Origin of the sequence: Carnobacterium gallinarum DSM 4847, from assembly GCF_000744375.1 — a bacterium.
Taxonomy (GTDB): Bacteria; Bacillota; Bacilli; order Lactobacillales; family Carnobacteriaceae; genus Carnobacterium; species Carnobacterium gallinarum.
The window spans coordinates 1922123-1937353 of sequence record NZ_JQLU01000005.1 but is presented as its reverse complement, the minus strand read 5'-3'; the positions used below and the strand labels follow the sequence as shown (position 1 = coordinate 1937353).

At 34.9% G+C, this 15231-nt stretch carries 14 protein-coding genes and 1 pseudogene; 3 read left to right on the top strand and 12 right to left on the bottom strand.

The features are described from left to right. Nucleotides 1-75: 75 nt before the first annotated feature. Nucleotides 76-2262 carry a GH92 family glycosyl hydrolase gene (locus tag BR43_RS13760; RefSeq protein ID WP_034562904.1) on the top strand — a complete coding sequence of 729 codons (2187 nt, stop codon included), beginning with the start codon at nt 76-78 and terminating at the stop codon, nt 2260-2262. Between the two features lie 110 nt (nt 2263-2372). Here BR43_RS13760 and BR43_RS13755 read toward each other — a convergent pair whose 3' ends face one another. The 4 genes from BR43_RS13755 to BR43_RS13740 all read right to left on the bottom strand — a co-directional run bounded on the left by BR43_RS13755 (nt 2373) and on the right by BR43_RS13740 (nt 8233). After that, nucleotides 2373-2780: a hypothetical protein gene (locus BR43_RS13755; RefSeq protein WP_034562902.1), complete on the bottom strand. Its 408-nt coding sequence runs from the start codon at nt 2778-2780 to the stop codon at nt 2373-2375. 163 nt (nt 2781-2943) lie between these two features. After that, entirely contained in the window at nt 2944-3819 is an 876-nt protein-coding gene (locus BR43_RS13750; protein ID WP_034562900.1) for an ROK family protein, read from the bottom strand. A 408-nt stretch (nt 3820-4227) separates the two neighbouring features. Then, complete coding sequence (locus tag BR43_RS13745; protein WP_034562897.1) at nt 4228-6921, bottom strand: alpha-mannosidase; 2694 nt, start codon at nt 6919-6921, stop codon at nt 4228-4230. A 25-nt stretch (nt 6922-6946) separates the two neighbouring features. Continuing rightward, nucleotides 6947-8233, bottom strand: coding sequence for a glycoside hydrolase family 125 protein (locus BR43_RS13740; protein ID WP_034562895.1), 1287 nt, complete (start codon nt 8231-8233; stop codon nt 6947-6949). A gap of 280 nt (nt 8234-8513) precedes the next feature. Between BR43_RS13740 and BR43_RS13735 the strand changes: the two genes are divergently transcribed. Further along, nucleotides 8514-9596 (top strand): GntR family transcriptional regulator, encoded by a 1083-nt coding sequence (locus BR43_RS13735; protein WP_034562892.1) that lies wholly within the window; start codon nt 8514-8516, stop codon nt 9594-9596. A 111-nt stretch (nt 9597-9707) separates the two neighbouring features. Beyond that, nucleotides 9708-9869: a hypothetical protein gene (locus tag BR43_RS19960; RefSeq protein WP_157464043.1), complete on the top strand. Its 162-nt coding sequence runs from the start codon at nt 9708-9710 to the stop codon at nt 9867-9869. A 614-nt stretch (nt 9870-10483) separates the two neighbouring features. Here BR43_RS19960 and BR43_RS20215 read toward each other — a convergent pair. The 8 genes and pseudogenes from BR43_RS20215 to BR43_RS13705 all read right to left on the bottom strand — a co-directional run bounded on the left by BR43_RS20215 (nt 10484) and on the right by BR43_RS13705 (nt 14684). Next, entirely contained in the window at nt 10484-10681 is a 198-nt protein-coding gene (locus BR43_RS20215) for a hypothetical protein (RefSeq protein ID WP_169741064.1), read from the bottom strand. A 53-nt stretch (nt 10682-10734) separates the two neighbouring features. Next, nucleotides 10735-10866, bottom strand: coding sequence for a hypothetical protein (locus tag BR43_RS20630; protein ID WP_281173971.1), 132 nt, complete (start codon nt 10864-10866; stop codon nt 10735-10737). Next, entirely contained in the window at nt 10850-11827 is a 978-nt protein-coding gene (locus BR43_RS13725; protein WP_034562888.1) for a hypothetical protein, read from the bottom strand. The genes BR43_RS20630 and BR43_RS13725 overlap by 17 nt, the downstream gene beginning before the upstream one ends. 36 nt (nt 11828-11863) lie before the next feature. After that, a pseudogene (locus tag BR43_RS20750) lies at nt 11864-12040 on the bottom strand (hypothetical protein); the annotation flags it as partial. Nucleotides 12041-12241: 201 nt separating this feature from the next. Continuing rightward, the gene (locus BR43_RS13720) at nt 12242-12721 is read right to left on the bottom strand and encodes an immunity protein YezG family protein (protein ID WP_034562886.1); all 480 of its coding nucleotides are present in this window, start codon (nt 12719-12721) and stop codon (nt 12242-12244) included. Nucleotides 12722-12737: 16 nt separating this feature from the next. After that, on the bottom strand, nt 12738-14054 hold the full coding sequence (locus tag BR43_RS19265) for a DNA/RNA non-specific endonuclease (RefSeq protein ID WP_051933974.1): 1317 nt from the start codon (nt 14052-14054) through the stop codon (nt 12738-12740). After that, entirely contained in the window at nt 14051-14410 is a 360-nt protein-coding gene (locus tag BR43_RS13710; RefSeq protein WP_034562884.1) for a hypothetical protein, read from the bottom strand. Before BR43_RS13710 ends, BR43_RS19265 begins: the two co-directional genes overlap by 4 nt. Continuing rightward, nucleotides 14403-14684, bottom strand: coding sequence for a DUF3130 family protein (locus tag BR43_RS13705; protein WP_034562882.1), 282 nt, complete (start codon nt 14682-14684; stop codon nt 14403-14405). The genes BR43_RS13710 and BR43_RS13705 overlap by 8 nt, the downstream gene beginning before the upstream one ends. Nucleotides 14685-15231 lie beyond the last annotated feature (547 nt).

Here is a 15231-nt window from a genome sequence, read left to right as displayed (position 1 = left end):
TCTTTTTTATGTTATAATCCAATTATTGATATATCATTTAAAAAAAGAAAAAATTTAATGAAATGAGGAACTTTCATGTTACATTATGTAGACACACGACAAGGAACAAATAATAGCCATTCTTATTCTCACGGAAATGCTCTTCCATATACAACCGTTCCATTTGGTATGAATCACTATGTTGTTCAAACCTCAAACGAAAATAGTTGGTTTTTTAATCCTCATCACCGCATTTTCCAAGGAATTCGAGTTAGTCATCAACCAAGCCCTTGGATGGGAGATTTTGCTAACTTCCTAATGACACCGGTTGCAGGATCACGTATCAAAGGTGATATTTTTAGCTATCAAAGCTCTTATCGCCCTGAAGAAGCTATCTTCCAACCCCATTATTTAAAAGTGAAGCAGCAACGTTACAACATTACAACTGAATTAACTGCAGCAGAACGCGGTGGTCAGTTACAGATTAACTATCAAACAAATGAACAGGCTGGCTTTATCTTAAACGCGACTGCTGGGACTAGTTGGTATCATCTTGAAGGGTCAACCGTAACAGGATTTATTAATAATTTTTCTGGTTGCTCCGATGAGAACTTTGGACTATATTTTACAATGACATTTGATTACAAGATTGACTTAGCGAATACTGGATATTTTGAGAAGGACGAATTTGTTCAAGCTACCGATGCTAACGGACTTGGTCAACATTTTATTTTACGTTTCTTGGATGCTGAACAAAGTCAAGTTCATGCTAATTTTTCAACTTCTTATATTAGTATTGAGCAAGCAGAATTGAATTTTAAACGTGAGAATCAATTAAACTTTGCTGAAATGAAGGATGCCGCGGCTGAACGTTGGAATCATTATTTAGGTAAAATCCGTGTCACTCATACAAATCCTGAATATGTCAAAACCTTCTATACTTGTCTTTATCGAATGTTTTTATTTCCACAAAAATTCTATGAATTAGATGCTAGAAACCAGCCAATTCATTATAATACAACTGCTAAAGCTGTAGCAAACGGCGTTTTATACACCAATAATGGTTTTTGGGATACCTATAAAACGGTCTATCCTCTTTATTCCTTGATTGCTCCTGTTGAATATCAAGAAATGCTAGAAGGCTATTTAAATTCTTATAAAGAAGCAGGATATTTGCCAAAATGGTTATCTCCCGACGAACGTGGATTAATGCCAGGAACTTTGATCGATGCTGTCATTGCTGATGCTGCTGTCAAAGGAATCCTAACACAAGAAAAAATGGAACAATTCCTAACAGCGATGCTAAAAGCCGCAACGCAACAAAGCGACAATCCCCACTATGGACGCCAAGGAACCTTAGATTATCTGAAATATGGTTATGTTACGACGAAGCATCATGAGAGTGTCAACCATACACAAGATTACGCTTATAGCGATTTTTGTATTAGCCAAGTAGCAAACTTATTAGGAAAAACCGATATTGCTGCGAATTATCGTCAAAGCGCCTTAAATTATCGCACTATCTTTGACTCTGAATCTGGCTTTATGCGTGGCAAAGATGCTGCTGGCAAATTCCGTTCGCCATTCAATCAATTTGACTGGGGCTTAGACTATACTGAAGGAAGTGCATGGCAAAATAGTTTTGCTGTCTACCAAGATTTCCAAGGTTTAATTAATGAATACGGTTCTGCAGAAGCCTTTTTCAAAAAAATTACAGATTTATGTAACACGCCGCCTCACTTTGATGTTTTAGGTTATGGCTTTGAGATTCATGAAATGAGCGAAATGGCTGGGGTTGATTTTGGGCAAGTGGCAATTTCTAATCAGCCAAGCTTCCACATTCCTTATCTATTCAACTATGTTGGGGAACCGGCTTCTTCTCAAGTTGTGTTAAAACAAATGATGACTCGTCTATTCAATAGTGGATTTGATGGCTATCCTGGGGATGAAGATAATGGAAGTATGGCAGGTTGGTACGTCTTTAGCTCAATGGGCTTCTATCCTGTAACTCCTGGTAGTGGTGAATACGTCCGTGGCATTCCACTATTTGATACAGTTGAGATTGATTTAGCGAATGGCAAAACCGTCAAAGTTACAACTGAAAATAACAATCCACAATCTAACTTTGTCGCTGATTTCAAATTAAATCAACACCCTTACAAAAAATTATTTATCACTCATAAAGATTTACTTGCAGGTGCTGAAATGTCTGTTCAGTTGGGTTTAGCTCCTGTTCATCAAGATTATGCAGCTGAGGAGCTACCCTTCTCGATTCAAAAATAATAAATGAACATCCTTTAAATAAAAACATAAACCATAAGAACTCATTCGTTGTAAATTCGAGTTCTTGTGGTTTCTATTATTTTTAGACGTAGCTCTCAGTTTCTTCTTGTTTAAAATAAAATCGCTTCTTCGTTTAATTCCAAGAGTTTATTTTTTAAAATATCCTCCATTAAATAAATATTGGCTACATTGTCTTCCTGACTTTTCTCAATCAGACCTTTAATCTTTTTCAGAGTAAATAACTTCTCATTCACTTCAATAGATCGTAATTTATATTCTCCATAAACGTCACCTTCTGGTACAGCAATACTAAAAAAGGTTAAATAAACATTCTCAATTTCTTTACATAATTGAATTTCTTCAATAATACTAATCTTATGCACGTGTGGGAAATACTCTTGTAACTCTGGATAATTAGAAACATAACATTGATATGTAGCAGTTTTTTTCTCTTGCATATCTGTTACATGCGTTTTTAAAAAACTTTCAAATTCACTTTTTTTATTTAAGTCATCCATTTTATAACACTCCTTCTATTATTATTTTTATTATATCAAATTCATTCTACGATAGCTATTGTCCTATTTCATTTTCACTTTTTATTTTTTCCTAAAAATGAAAATAAAAAAGACTCCTTTCTATAACGGTCATAGAAAGGAGTCTTTTAGATATCGTGTACTACTACGCAAGCGCTGGATGAATCTGTTTAAAGACAGCAACAGCACCAATTAAATTCGCATCATTTTTGTATTTACATGGAACAATTGTTGGTAGAAAATCGTTGATTTCTTTTTCTACAAAGCGTGCTTCTATTCGTTGATTGATTTCAGTAAATAACTCTGATTTTTCTGAAATTCCGCCACCAATAACTATCATTTCTGGATCAAGGGTAAACTGTAAGTTATATAAACCTAGGCTTAGATAATGATATAGTTCATGAACGGCTGCTAAAGCATCGACTTCTCCTTTTTCAGCTAACTCAAAAACTTCTTTTCCAGTGAAAAGCGTTCCTTTATCTTCAGAATAACGGCGAGCCATATTTGCTGCGGTTCCTAAATCACTGAAACTTCTCCCATTATCTAGAATCATTATCCCAAATTCACCACCGTAAAGATGCTCTCCTTTACGCAGCTTTCCATCCACGATCACAGCTCCACCAATTCCGGTTCCGATAACTACAAAAAGAACATTCTGTTTGCCTTTAGCAGCACCTTGCCAAACTTCTGCTAAAGCCGCACAGTTGGCATCGTTCTCCAGCGTAACGGGTACTCCTAAAAGGTCTTCCATTTCTTTTTGGATTGGGAAAAAGTGAATATAAGGAATTGCACTAATTCCATAAATTACTCCTTCTTCTGTAGCCACTGAACCAGGCGCACTTACCGCTACTCCTGTAATCGTGTAATTTTCAGCTAATTGATTTTTCACTTTAAAAAAAGTTGTTTTTAATTCTTCCCATGTCGTTGGAGTTGGAAAATTCCCTTGTGCAGTTAATTGGTTATCTAACCAAACCCCATATTTTACTGCTGTTCCACCCATATCAAATGCTAGTATTGCCATGCAAAAATCCTCCTTTATACGTCTCTTCAATAGTATAAACTTTTTACCGTGAATGCGCTATCTTTTATTAAAAACAATTAAAAGAAGTCACTAAGGTTGTATAAAAATAAAGGCACCTGAATCATGCTTATCCACTCAACAAATTACACACTATTTTTCAATAAAAATCCATTGTTTTTATTGAAACCATTCTATATTCCCTTTATAATATATATAGTTATATTTTAATTATAATTTTTCCGTGATTATCTAAAAAATTTTAATGAATTAGCTGGAAAAATAACACATCAGAGATTTACTGAATGTTGTAAAATCACAGGCATTCCAAATCAAAAAGTACCTAAATGAAAATAAGTATGCTCACCTTGTTAGACTTTACCAAGGAAAACATACTTAGATCCTACTTACTTACTTCCATTTATAACTAATAATCTCATGTGGTGTTGCTGTATTCACAATAGATCCCGCCATTGGCTCTTCTAATAAATTACATAGTTCTGGCGTTTTTTCTGGAATTTCTAGCGTAAATTCAGCAAGCTCATTGGTCAAATTATATAAACGAGTAATAATATTGGTTTCATTTTCTTTGCGTTTAAATGCTGTTAAGGCAACATCTTCGCCTGCTACTACTGCATACTGATGCTGAACAGGCAGCTCACCTGTATGAATCTCCGTTTGATAGCTACTAAAAGGAACTTGTGCCACCATCGCTTCATGATACGTTCTAGTAACGTCTGCTGTACCATGGAAAGAAATTCCATAATGAACTTCTGATTCCCCAAGACACTGTGCTTCTGGAGTTGGGAAATAGCCCCAGTCACCAAGCTCACCAACTGCTCGTAATAATGTAACTGCAATGGTTGTTTGATCTGCTAAAATCTCATATTCATTTAAACCAAAGTTCGCTACGGTTACACCATGAGTTCCATCATGCACATTAACAAATGCATGTTGATGTTGTGGATTTGTAGGATTCTTCCAAGCTGCATCAACTGTATTAGAACGTTCAGCAACTTCATAAATGCTATCTGCATAATGCACATTCGTTGCAATATTTGTTGGGAAAAGTACACGTAGACGATGATCCTTCATTTGATTATTAAAGCTTGTTGCAAATTTTACTTGCTGACTTCCTTTTTCTAACAAAACTTTCGTACGGATTTCAAAAGTCGCCATCTGCTTAGACCGTTGGGATTGACGATTTCTGAATTCAATTACAGCTTTTTGTTCTTCAAGTAACAGTTCTTCCATGGCAACTGGAATTTCCAATTGATGGCAAATTTCAATCTCACCATAACTTGCTGAATCATGTAACACTGTAATTTTGGCTTTTGTGTTTCCTGATAAGATTGCTTGGTCATGATTCGGTTGTTTAAAGATATATTCATTGCCTAAATCCCCAACATTTTCAAAGTTCAATAAATCTGTGTAACTTTCTTCTGTTACTTTATCAACGATTGTTACTAAACCATTGTCGGCTACCGTTAATTGAATAAATGCATTTTCCATTTGCTTGCCATTCTCTGAAACGATTGTACGTGCTTGTCCTACTGGTGTCTCCGTACTTTCTACTAAGGCAAATGTTTCCCAAGAAAGTGGTGCCATTTGTTCCATTGGAATCTTAACCGTTACATAACGTGCCATAAAGGGTTGTCTAAATTTATCTTTTGGTAAGTCATAACCAAACTCAGCTCCTGCATCACTAATCTCTGCTGTCACTATTGTGCCTTGGCTATTTTTAACGATAAAGTTTGGTAATTTTTCATTTTTAACTTGGTTGTAAAGTTCGTGTGGTTGTTTTCTGTCTTTGCCAAATGGTAGACGATTCAGTTCAATCCGTGTTTCCATAATCCCTGTCTTCTTAGAGCCACTTGTATTAAAGACAACAAAAGGAATAATTTTCTTATCATTTTCAGCTAGACGATCTGTTTGAATTTCAGCAACTAATTTAGCAGCGGCTTCATCAGCTACGTATTTCCCAACTTCATTCGCTTTCTCAAAACGAGTCATCATTTCACGATGGACTTCATCAATACTACAACCACAAATACTGTCATGTGGGTGATTTTGCATCAAGGTTTTCCAAGCGTAACTTAACGTATCGTGTGGGTACTCTCCAGTAACATCAAAAGCCATCGTTGCCAACGGTTCTGCAATATTTTCCAGCTGACGAGATACCTTTGTATTCCACTGTTTTAGATAAATACGAGCAGAAGCAGTATTCGCTAATGTGTACCAGCCTTCTGTTTCTTGAGAAGTAATCTCCCCAGTAATCGTGCTTAAATCTTCTGGTAAAGCATCCTTCAAAGCCGTAATATACGTATCAAAATCAGTATGAACAAATTCAATATCTGGATACAATTCATTCGCTGTGCGGATTGCTGCTGACAAATCTTTTTGAACTGGTTGATGATCGCAACCGTTCATCATTAATAAATGTCCTGTCGATGCATACGCTTCAGCATCTTTTAATTTCACTTCCCAAAAAGCTTTCGCTTCATCCTTATCAACTGGAATTTCATTGCCGTTGCTGTACCAGTTAGCGAATAACAAACCTAAAATTTCTGAACCGTCCGGACCTTCCCACCACATTTCAGAATATTGTGATGCATATTTTTCATCATTGATTACAACATTGTTGAAGCCTGTTGGTTTGACACCACGTCCAAAAGCCGCTACATCTAAACCAGCTTGACGCATCATTTGCGGTGTTTGCCCCATATTTCCAAATGTATCTGGGAAATAGCCTAATTTGACCGGAGCGCCCCATTTTTTACTTTCTTCCATCCCAACTAACATATTACGGGTATTTGATTCACTACTTGTTAAAAATGAATCTTGTAAAATATAGAAAGGTCCAATTTTTAATTTGCCTTCGGTAATATATTTTTGGACTAAATCACGTTTTTCTGGACGAACTTGTAAATAATCATCTAATATAATCGTTTGACCATCTAAATGAAAGCTATTAAAATCAGGATCTGTTTCAAATAATTCCAATAAATCATCCATCAACTCGACTAAACGCATATGATGCTGTTCATAAGCCATGTACCATTCACGATCCCAGTGACTATGAGCTAAAATATAAACTTTTTTCATGTTTTTTTGCTCCTTTAAATTCTTTTTATTTTTCAATCCGAATGTCAAAGTAATCCATTACTAATTCACAGAACATCATATTCGCCCAAGAGAACCATTCTCTTGTATAGTTTTCCGGATTATTTACATCAAAGCCTTCATGCATCAAATTCGTTCCTGCATCCGTTGCAACTAGTGTATTTAAAATACGCTCCTTCACAGCTTTATCACTAGTTGTTAGCCCTTCCATTGCCATCGCAATCGGCCACACATAATTTTCTGGAGTGTGAGAACTCCCAATTCCTTTAGCAAATTCCCCTTCATAATAGAAAGGATTTTCTTTACTTAATAACGTTTTGCGAGTAGCTAGATAAGTTGGGTCCGTTTCTGAACAATAGCCTAGATAAGGCGCCGCCATTAGATTGGGTACATTGGAATCATCCATAATACTGTAATTGCCTAACCCATCAACTTCATAGGCATAAATCGCTTCATTTGCTTGATTTTTTACAACACCATGTTGATTGATCCCTGTTTGAATGGCTTGACGCACTGTTTCAATTCGTTCTACTGGAGCTGTATCTTTTAAAATATCCGTATAAATTTCTGTTAAATAGTCCAACACAACAACAGCAAACATATTCGCTGGAACTAAATAATGATAAATACAGCGATCATCACTAGGTCTAAATCCTGACCAAGTCATTCCAGTTTCTGCAATCGGCGAACCAAGACCGTCATTTACTAACGTGTCTTCTTCGCGAGTCGTGTCTCGAACAAAATTATAGGGAGAGTTTGTATGATTTTGCTCTGTTTCCCAAACTTCTAAGACATTTTTCACTGCTTCGTGGAAGGTTTGATTGAATTGATCAGTTCTTCCTGTTGCTTTCCATAATAAATAGCTTAATTGTAGTGGGTAGCACAATGAATCGATCTCATATTTACGCTCCCAAATCCATGGGTTCATTTTTGTGTGGTCGTCTTGATGTCCTGCACCATCTGCTGCTTCATTAAATGCATTAGCGTATGGATCTAAATTGATATAACCTAATTGTTTTTCAACTAAACCAGCAATCATATCGGCAATATCTTGATCTTCTTTAGCAACGGTTAAATAAGGACGAACTTGCGCCGTCGAATCGCGTAACCACATCGCTGGAATATCGCCAGTCAACACAAAAGTTGTCCCATCTTCATGACGTTTCACCGTTGTTAATAATGTATTTGCAAAACAGGCATTGAAATTTTCTGCCCATCTAGGATGGCTTTCACACTTTTCTGTAATCGTATTCATTAAATTCTTAACTGATGTTGGAATTTCTGTATAAACCATTTTATTCGCTCCTTATAGTTGCATTTTATATATCATTTTTATCAACAAAACCATTATATGATATATCATTTAAAAAGTCTAGCTTTTCTTTTCAAGAAAATGAATTCTTTATTCAGGTTAATTCATACTCGCTTTGTATTAAAGAGAACATGGATTCTTAGTTAGACTGAATTTATTTTACTTATTTAAGTTATACTTCTTTTCATTTTTAAAAATAAATGATATAGTTAAACAATAAAATATACCATTTGTATAGAAAACTCTTTAAAGGAGCAAACTCATGAAAAAAGAACCTCTTTATCAAATCATTTACGATCATTTAAAAAATGATATTATTAACCAACGTTATCCATATGGCGCCCAAGTTCCGACTGAAAAAGAATTAACTGCTAGCTATCAAGTTAGTCGAATTACTGCCAAACGTGCCTTAACTGAATTAGAAAATGACGGTTTAATTGAACGAACACCTGGTAAAGGAAGTTTTGTCACTTATCAAAATCATTCAACTAAGCAAACCTATGAGATTGCCTTTATGTTGCCTTTTTCTCAAGCTGCTGGTTTAGAATATTATGTTCAAGGAGCCAGTGATTATCTAGAAACAACTCCTTATCAATTAACGATTCACTCAACAGAGGGCAATCGTCAACGTCAGCGTGAGTTATTAACCAATCTAACAAAAGATAAATGGGATGGGTTGATTATTTATCCCGAATCACCGGGAAATTCCATTGATTTGCTGTATCATTTGCATCTAGATGGCTTTCCTCTTGTAATGTTAGATAAAAAATTGGAAGGAACGAAAATCCCAAGTGTTACATCCGATAATTTTACAGGTGGCGTCTTAGGAACAAATTATGTAATGGAGATGGGACATAAAAAGATTGCTTATCTTTCAACTGTCGATTTATTGGAAAATAGTTCCGTTCGTGATCGTTATCTAGGTTATTTAAAAGCCTTGCATGACCATCAAGTTCAAGATTATTCTAGCAGTCTAAACAAAAACCAATTTTTACATTCACATAATAGCGAAGATATTCAAGAGTACCTATTAGAGGTGAAACGTGCTGGTATTACATGTATTATCGCTGAAAATGATGTCATTGCTTTGAGTTTACTGGCTGAAGCAAAAAAAATAAAGCTAGCTATTCCTGAAGAACTTTCTCTAATTGGATTTGATAATATTCAAATGACTGACCTTGTTTCCCCACAACTAACAACTATCGAACAAAATTTCTACCAAATTGGTTATTTAGCAGCGGAATCACTTGTTACTCAAATCAACCAGCAGACTAATACCGGCAAGAATTTTTCAAAGACTGTTCCTGTTAGCTTAATCAAACGAGAATCGGTTCAAAAAAAATAAATAAAAAATCTCCTTTATGCAATCGACTATGTTGTGACCCAAAAAAGTTAGACTTTTTATAGAGTAGATTTTGGAATTGTAAAAGCTTGGAAATACGGTGGCAGTGCCGCAATGTCGGCGATTCAACTTTATGAGGCTTCTGTTGGCCTCCCTTTTGACGCTCCTATTTATTATGGTATGAAATCATCATTGAGTAATGCTGATGCTTCAAAAGGTTATAAATGGGAAATTGGAACGAGTCCATGGAGAGTTATATCTGGTCGTATTCAATAAAAAAATAGACAAGGAGTAGTTAATCCTTGTCTGTTTTTTTTATTTTATTTACTATTTGAGTTGTTAGTGAAATTCCTAGTTCTTTCTTAGTCTGTAGCATATTTGATAAGACATTGAGAAATAGTTCGGATAGTAAATAGAAAAAGCTTAGGGCAATCCCGCTAGCAATTATATATTTTAACATGGATTATCTCTCCTCTTTTTTGTTATTGAGGATGGAGCCAAGTACTTAATATATAAGTATTTTAACACGGAAATTTTTTATAAAGAAGCTCGTTGTTCTTTTTTATACGAATTAATGCTTATGGCTCAAAATTTCATTCTAAATTTAGATTATATTTTTATTAAATAACAAAAAAATAGGAGATATTTATAAAGTTTACATAATCCCTATTTTATCAAGTACCACGTCCCGTAAGAGGCACAACGCGAAAGTTTGTGAATTTTAATTGGTCTAGTCGAGAACGAGGGTTTCACAGGATTTTCCTTGTGAAAAAGCATATAGATATTCTACTTTAAATAACTACCATACTAATTTAATTGAGTCGGTACCGATAGAACCTATACGAGATGCATCTCTAGCGACTGAAACAATACCATTGCGCCCTTGACTGCTATAAACTTCCAATTAAATTATAACCTCCAAACGCAGTGTTTTGGTCTAATAATCTTGTTTGTAAAGGTACTTCTACAAGTCCATATGAATAAACTGCAGTTCCGGTGAAAGTTGAATTATTTAAATAAACATAGTAATTAGCATTACCACTAAATCCATTCGTTTGATAACCGTATATACCGTAAGTGGAAGTCAAAAAGCGATGATCTCCGAAAATCCCACCACTTCTATATGCCCAAGAACCATCTATCACACCAGAGGTTCCGGGTTGTCCACTTGCAGCTCACCAGCAAAAGCATGGGAAGTTTCTATGGTTGAAGATATAAGCAGAAAACTAATGAAAAATAAAACAAATAGCTTCTTTTTAATTTTTAAGCTCATTCAGAATATCCTCCTCGGTGTCTGTGAATACATGACTATCTAGCTCAGAATTATATAACAACTCATGGACTTCCATATTTTCCATAATTTTTTCATTTTTTAAAGCTTGAAATTGTACTAATACTCCTGTTTTAGAATCCACTTTCATTGTGAAGTTTTCAGCAGAATATTTTTCAGCATAATGAGGAGGTAAAATGCCGGTAATCTTTAGTACTGAAAGTCCTAAAAAGTTTTCGGTACTAATAATGTCCCAATTTGAAAAATTCTCTAATAGGCCAATAGTCAAATTTTCTGGTAACAACGCTTGTTTAGCACTACCTAAATAGGTTGAATCAAATCGATAATTAGCCATCGGAATCCCGTCACTTCCATAAGTAATACGATCGGAAATGGTCGTTCCTTTATAAGTTGAAGAATCAATATTTGTGTCATTTGTTAAATAGCTATCTTTTTTATTTAAGTTACCGTTCACAAAGTCATAGCGAACTAATTTAGTTCCGTCAAAAACACCTACACCAACATTGCTATTAGCAATTGATTTTTCATAGGACAAAGTATAGTCATCATTTGTCATAGCAAAATCAAGTGAATAGCGTAACTCTTCGTGACTTTCACTATAGTAGGTTAAATTACCTTTGGCACTTTTAAAATAGTCGACAGAATTCAACATTTTAGTTGTTATTTCATCTTTTGTAGTAGCTTCTAGATTCTCAGCAACGGTAGGAGCAGGAATTACTGAAGGTAAAACCACAGTATTAGTCATTTCTGCTTGCTTTTTTTGAGCCTGTAATTGTTGATCCATTTGTTTTTTAGTATCAATAAATTCTTTTGATACAGGAGCAGGGACTTCATTTGCAATTGCTGTTTCAGTTTTATCAAAATTATCTAGGAAATAACTTGTTCCAATTAACAAAACGATACTAAATAAACCTGAATAAAATAAAATTTTTTTATTTTTCATAAATCCTCCTTTTTTAATATATTATAAAAGTAAAGGTTAATTATATTTTTTAGTCTTCAGTCCAATTAAGAAAAACAACAACACCTCTGTCACGTCCTTTTTCTTAATTTTTTTGATTTCAAAATAGTTAAATAATGGTGTGAGTTCTCTTGTTATTGGAGTTAGTATTTTTTGGCCAATATTGTTCATTTTATAAGTTTCTGGAACATCTAATAACCTTTTAAATTAACTATTGGAAATACAGTGGCAGTGATTCAACTTTATAGGGCTTCTGTTGGGCTTCCTTTTGACGCTCCTATTTATTATGGTATGAAAGGCATCATTGAGTAATACTGATGCTTCAACAGGTTATAAACGGGAAATTGGAACGAGCCCATTATGTTCTCCGGACTTCAACATTCCTTAATTTTAAGACTATTTCTTTTCTAGATAATCATCTAGGACTTTTTTTAAATACGTGCCTTCTTTAGGTACGATGCCAACTACTTCATAGGCCCAAACAATTTCTCTACGTAGATGACTACCACTTTCTTCTGATTGTACATCATACTTAAATTCGATGTTTATTGCTCCATCACGAGTTAAATTCAAGTGTAATTGTTCCCACAATGGTTGTTCATTCTTCTCAAAGCAAGCATAAATATCCAGCATAGTTGAGCTCAATTCTCTTAATAGCTCATAATAAGTAGTTTCTGATACACCATATTCATCAGTAATATGGTTTGACTTTATCATTTTAAGAGTATCCGATTCTTCAAAATAAAATACTGAAGACCAACTTTCTCGTTCTTTAGCAACTTCTCCCAAATAGTATATTTTATTCCAATTTACAGGCACCATAGAAATTATTTTTTCTGCTAATGCAGCATATAATTGATCAAGTTCATTTTCCATATTTTCATCTGCTTTCTTATTTTGAATTTGGCATCTCTACAGTAAACTTCATGTCATCTATAAAATAAGTAACAAAAAAATCTGTTGGTCTGAGATTATCACCAGAGTAATTTGAAATAATTTTTACCTTAACTGCACTCCCACTTTTTAAAGCTGCTGCCCATTCTTGCTCGAGCTTATACCAGTTTCCACCTGATCTATTGATCCCACTATGTTGTGCGACTAAATTGTCTATTTGTCCAGATCCGTTGAATTGAGAACCAATCAAGTGTCCACCATCATCCATAGGAAGTCTGTCAACTCCACCAACTATTTTCTGTGCGTAAGTATTACGAACACCTTTACCAGGCAACAGCTCGCCATTAACACTCGTAATTCTTCCATACCCATCTGTAGTATATCTATAACCATTTGGATCTATATAAATCACATATGGCAACAATACTTTTTTATTACCAATTTTTCCATAGTGTTCCCCATACTCTACAGTCCATCCACTTTCAGAAATAAACCACATTTTAGCACTTAAAGAGTTATATACAGGAGAATAAGAGCGATTCATCTCATTCATCATTGTATCATTCATTTGGTTCAAATTAATCTGGGCATTGATTATTTGTGCCGTCATTTCGGCATTCGCTGCAGCAATGTACGCATCGTCTTTTTTAATCTGTTTTACCTTGTCTTCATTGTCTTTGTTGAATTTTGTCACGTGTTTAAACCATTCTTCATTGGCATAATTCGGACTAGAAAAGCCTTTCGTGTCTCCTTGAAAGTTCTTCTTGTTGCCTACTGCTTCAAGTCCTATACCTAAATAATAGAGGGTTTGGGCAATTTCATCAAAGTCATTCTGGTGTTTAAATTCAAATTCTTGAAACTTACGTAACAAGAGAACTTGTTTGGTTGTAGATTTCAAACTAAAGTCATCAAAGAATTTGCCAATACCTGGAATACCAGCCAGCTGATCTGCCATATCTTGCAGCCACTTTGCTTTATAGGAAGCTAATTGCTGCATCCGTATTTCCAAATCTTCCAGCTCTGCTGTATCCAGTTTAACATACCCTCCTGTCACTTCCTGAAAGAAATTAAACTGGTACGTGCTGAATTGATCCGTTAACAGCTGCGCAGTGGTGTCAAAAGTTTCAAATAGTGGGCCATAGCCATCAGTAAAATGTGTTTTGGCTGAACCCCAAGCTACTCCAGTTAATTTCTTTTCCTTTGAGAAGCTTGTGGCGGCATTCTCTGCTTGAATAAACTTTAGTTCCAATGCTTGTTTGCTTTCTACAAGTAGCTTAAGAAACATATCTAGCTCTTGAATATCAATTTTTGTCATAAGCGAGCCTCTTTTTCTAAGGCTGTGAGTTCTTTTTCAATTTTACTAGTCTCTTTTGATTGTTCTTGTATCTTCATTTCAAACTCTTCTTGATACCTTAAAAGAGTCCTGTACTGCTTTGAATGCTGGTCTTCGACTTCCGTTAACTGAGTGTTTATAAACGGAAGAACGTCAGAGTGCGCACAAAGTTCCATTTCCTCTTCTAGTAAAGCACACTCGTTATAGTGAAAGGCTTTAAATTGTGTAATGAAATCTGCCAGATGCTCTTTTTGGTTCCGTAGTTTATAGGCTTCATCATCGGCTTTTTCAAGTTCGTATCGTTTATTCTTTAAAAGGATACTCCATTCTTTAGCCAATCTTGATCAACCCCTTTTCAAGAGTTTCATTCTTATCTACAAACGTCTGATTAATTTCTTTAATGTGATCACAATCAGTATTTACTGAACTTTTTAATGTACTAAGTAGCGCTGAAAAGGTCGCCATGCATTCTTGTGCTTGTAGAACAGATCTGCCGTCAGAATACGTAATGGTAGGTGATTCTTTTTTAGGGAATTTAGCATCTTTTACACTCTTTTGAATGGCCGCAGCATGCTTATCAGCTTGTGTGGTATTGGTTTCAACAGTCAGCATTGATTCACTCCTTTATGATTTAATATTTAATAACAGGTATCAATTTAATTAAATCATACGCCCTCATCGATGTAAACGTAAAAAAACAAAATTCTAATAAATAATTAGTAGAATTTTGGGTATAGTTTAATTTTTCTACTGAATTTCTTTTTTTTGCATATTAATTTTTATAGTTCGTATTTATTTTTTTATAATATGTCATTAAAAGTTTACAATAAATAGTTAACTACTAAATTGGTGCTGAGATAAATAAGATGAATTCTTTTCCAAAATCTGTAGTTCTGACTACTAAGTCAAAACCTTCACTCACTATTGGGCCGACTATCGGATACCATTTGTATATCCATACAAATGCTGGGCTTTCACTAACCTCAATACTCTACTCTTTCGTTTCGTGGAGCCTTCGACTCACTCTCTTCGTAGAGTCGCTTCACTTATTGACCTTATCTTGCAGTTGGATCCCCAACTGCACAGCCCTTTATTATAAAAAAAAGCTTCATATGCGGAACTAAATGTTGTGACTCCAAAAGTTAGACCAAAAGTCTAA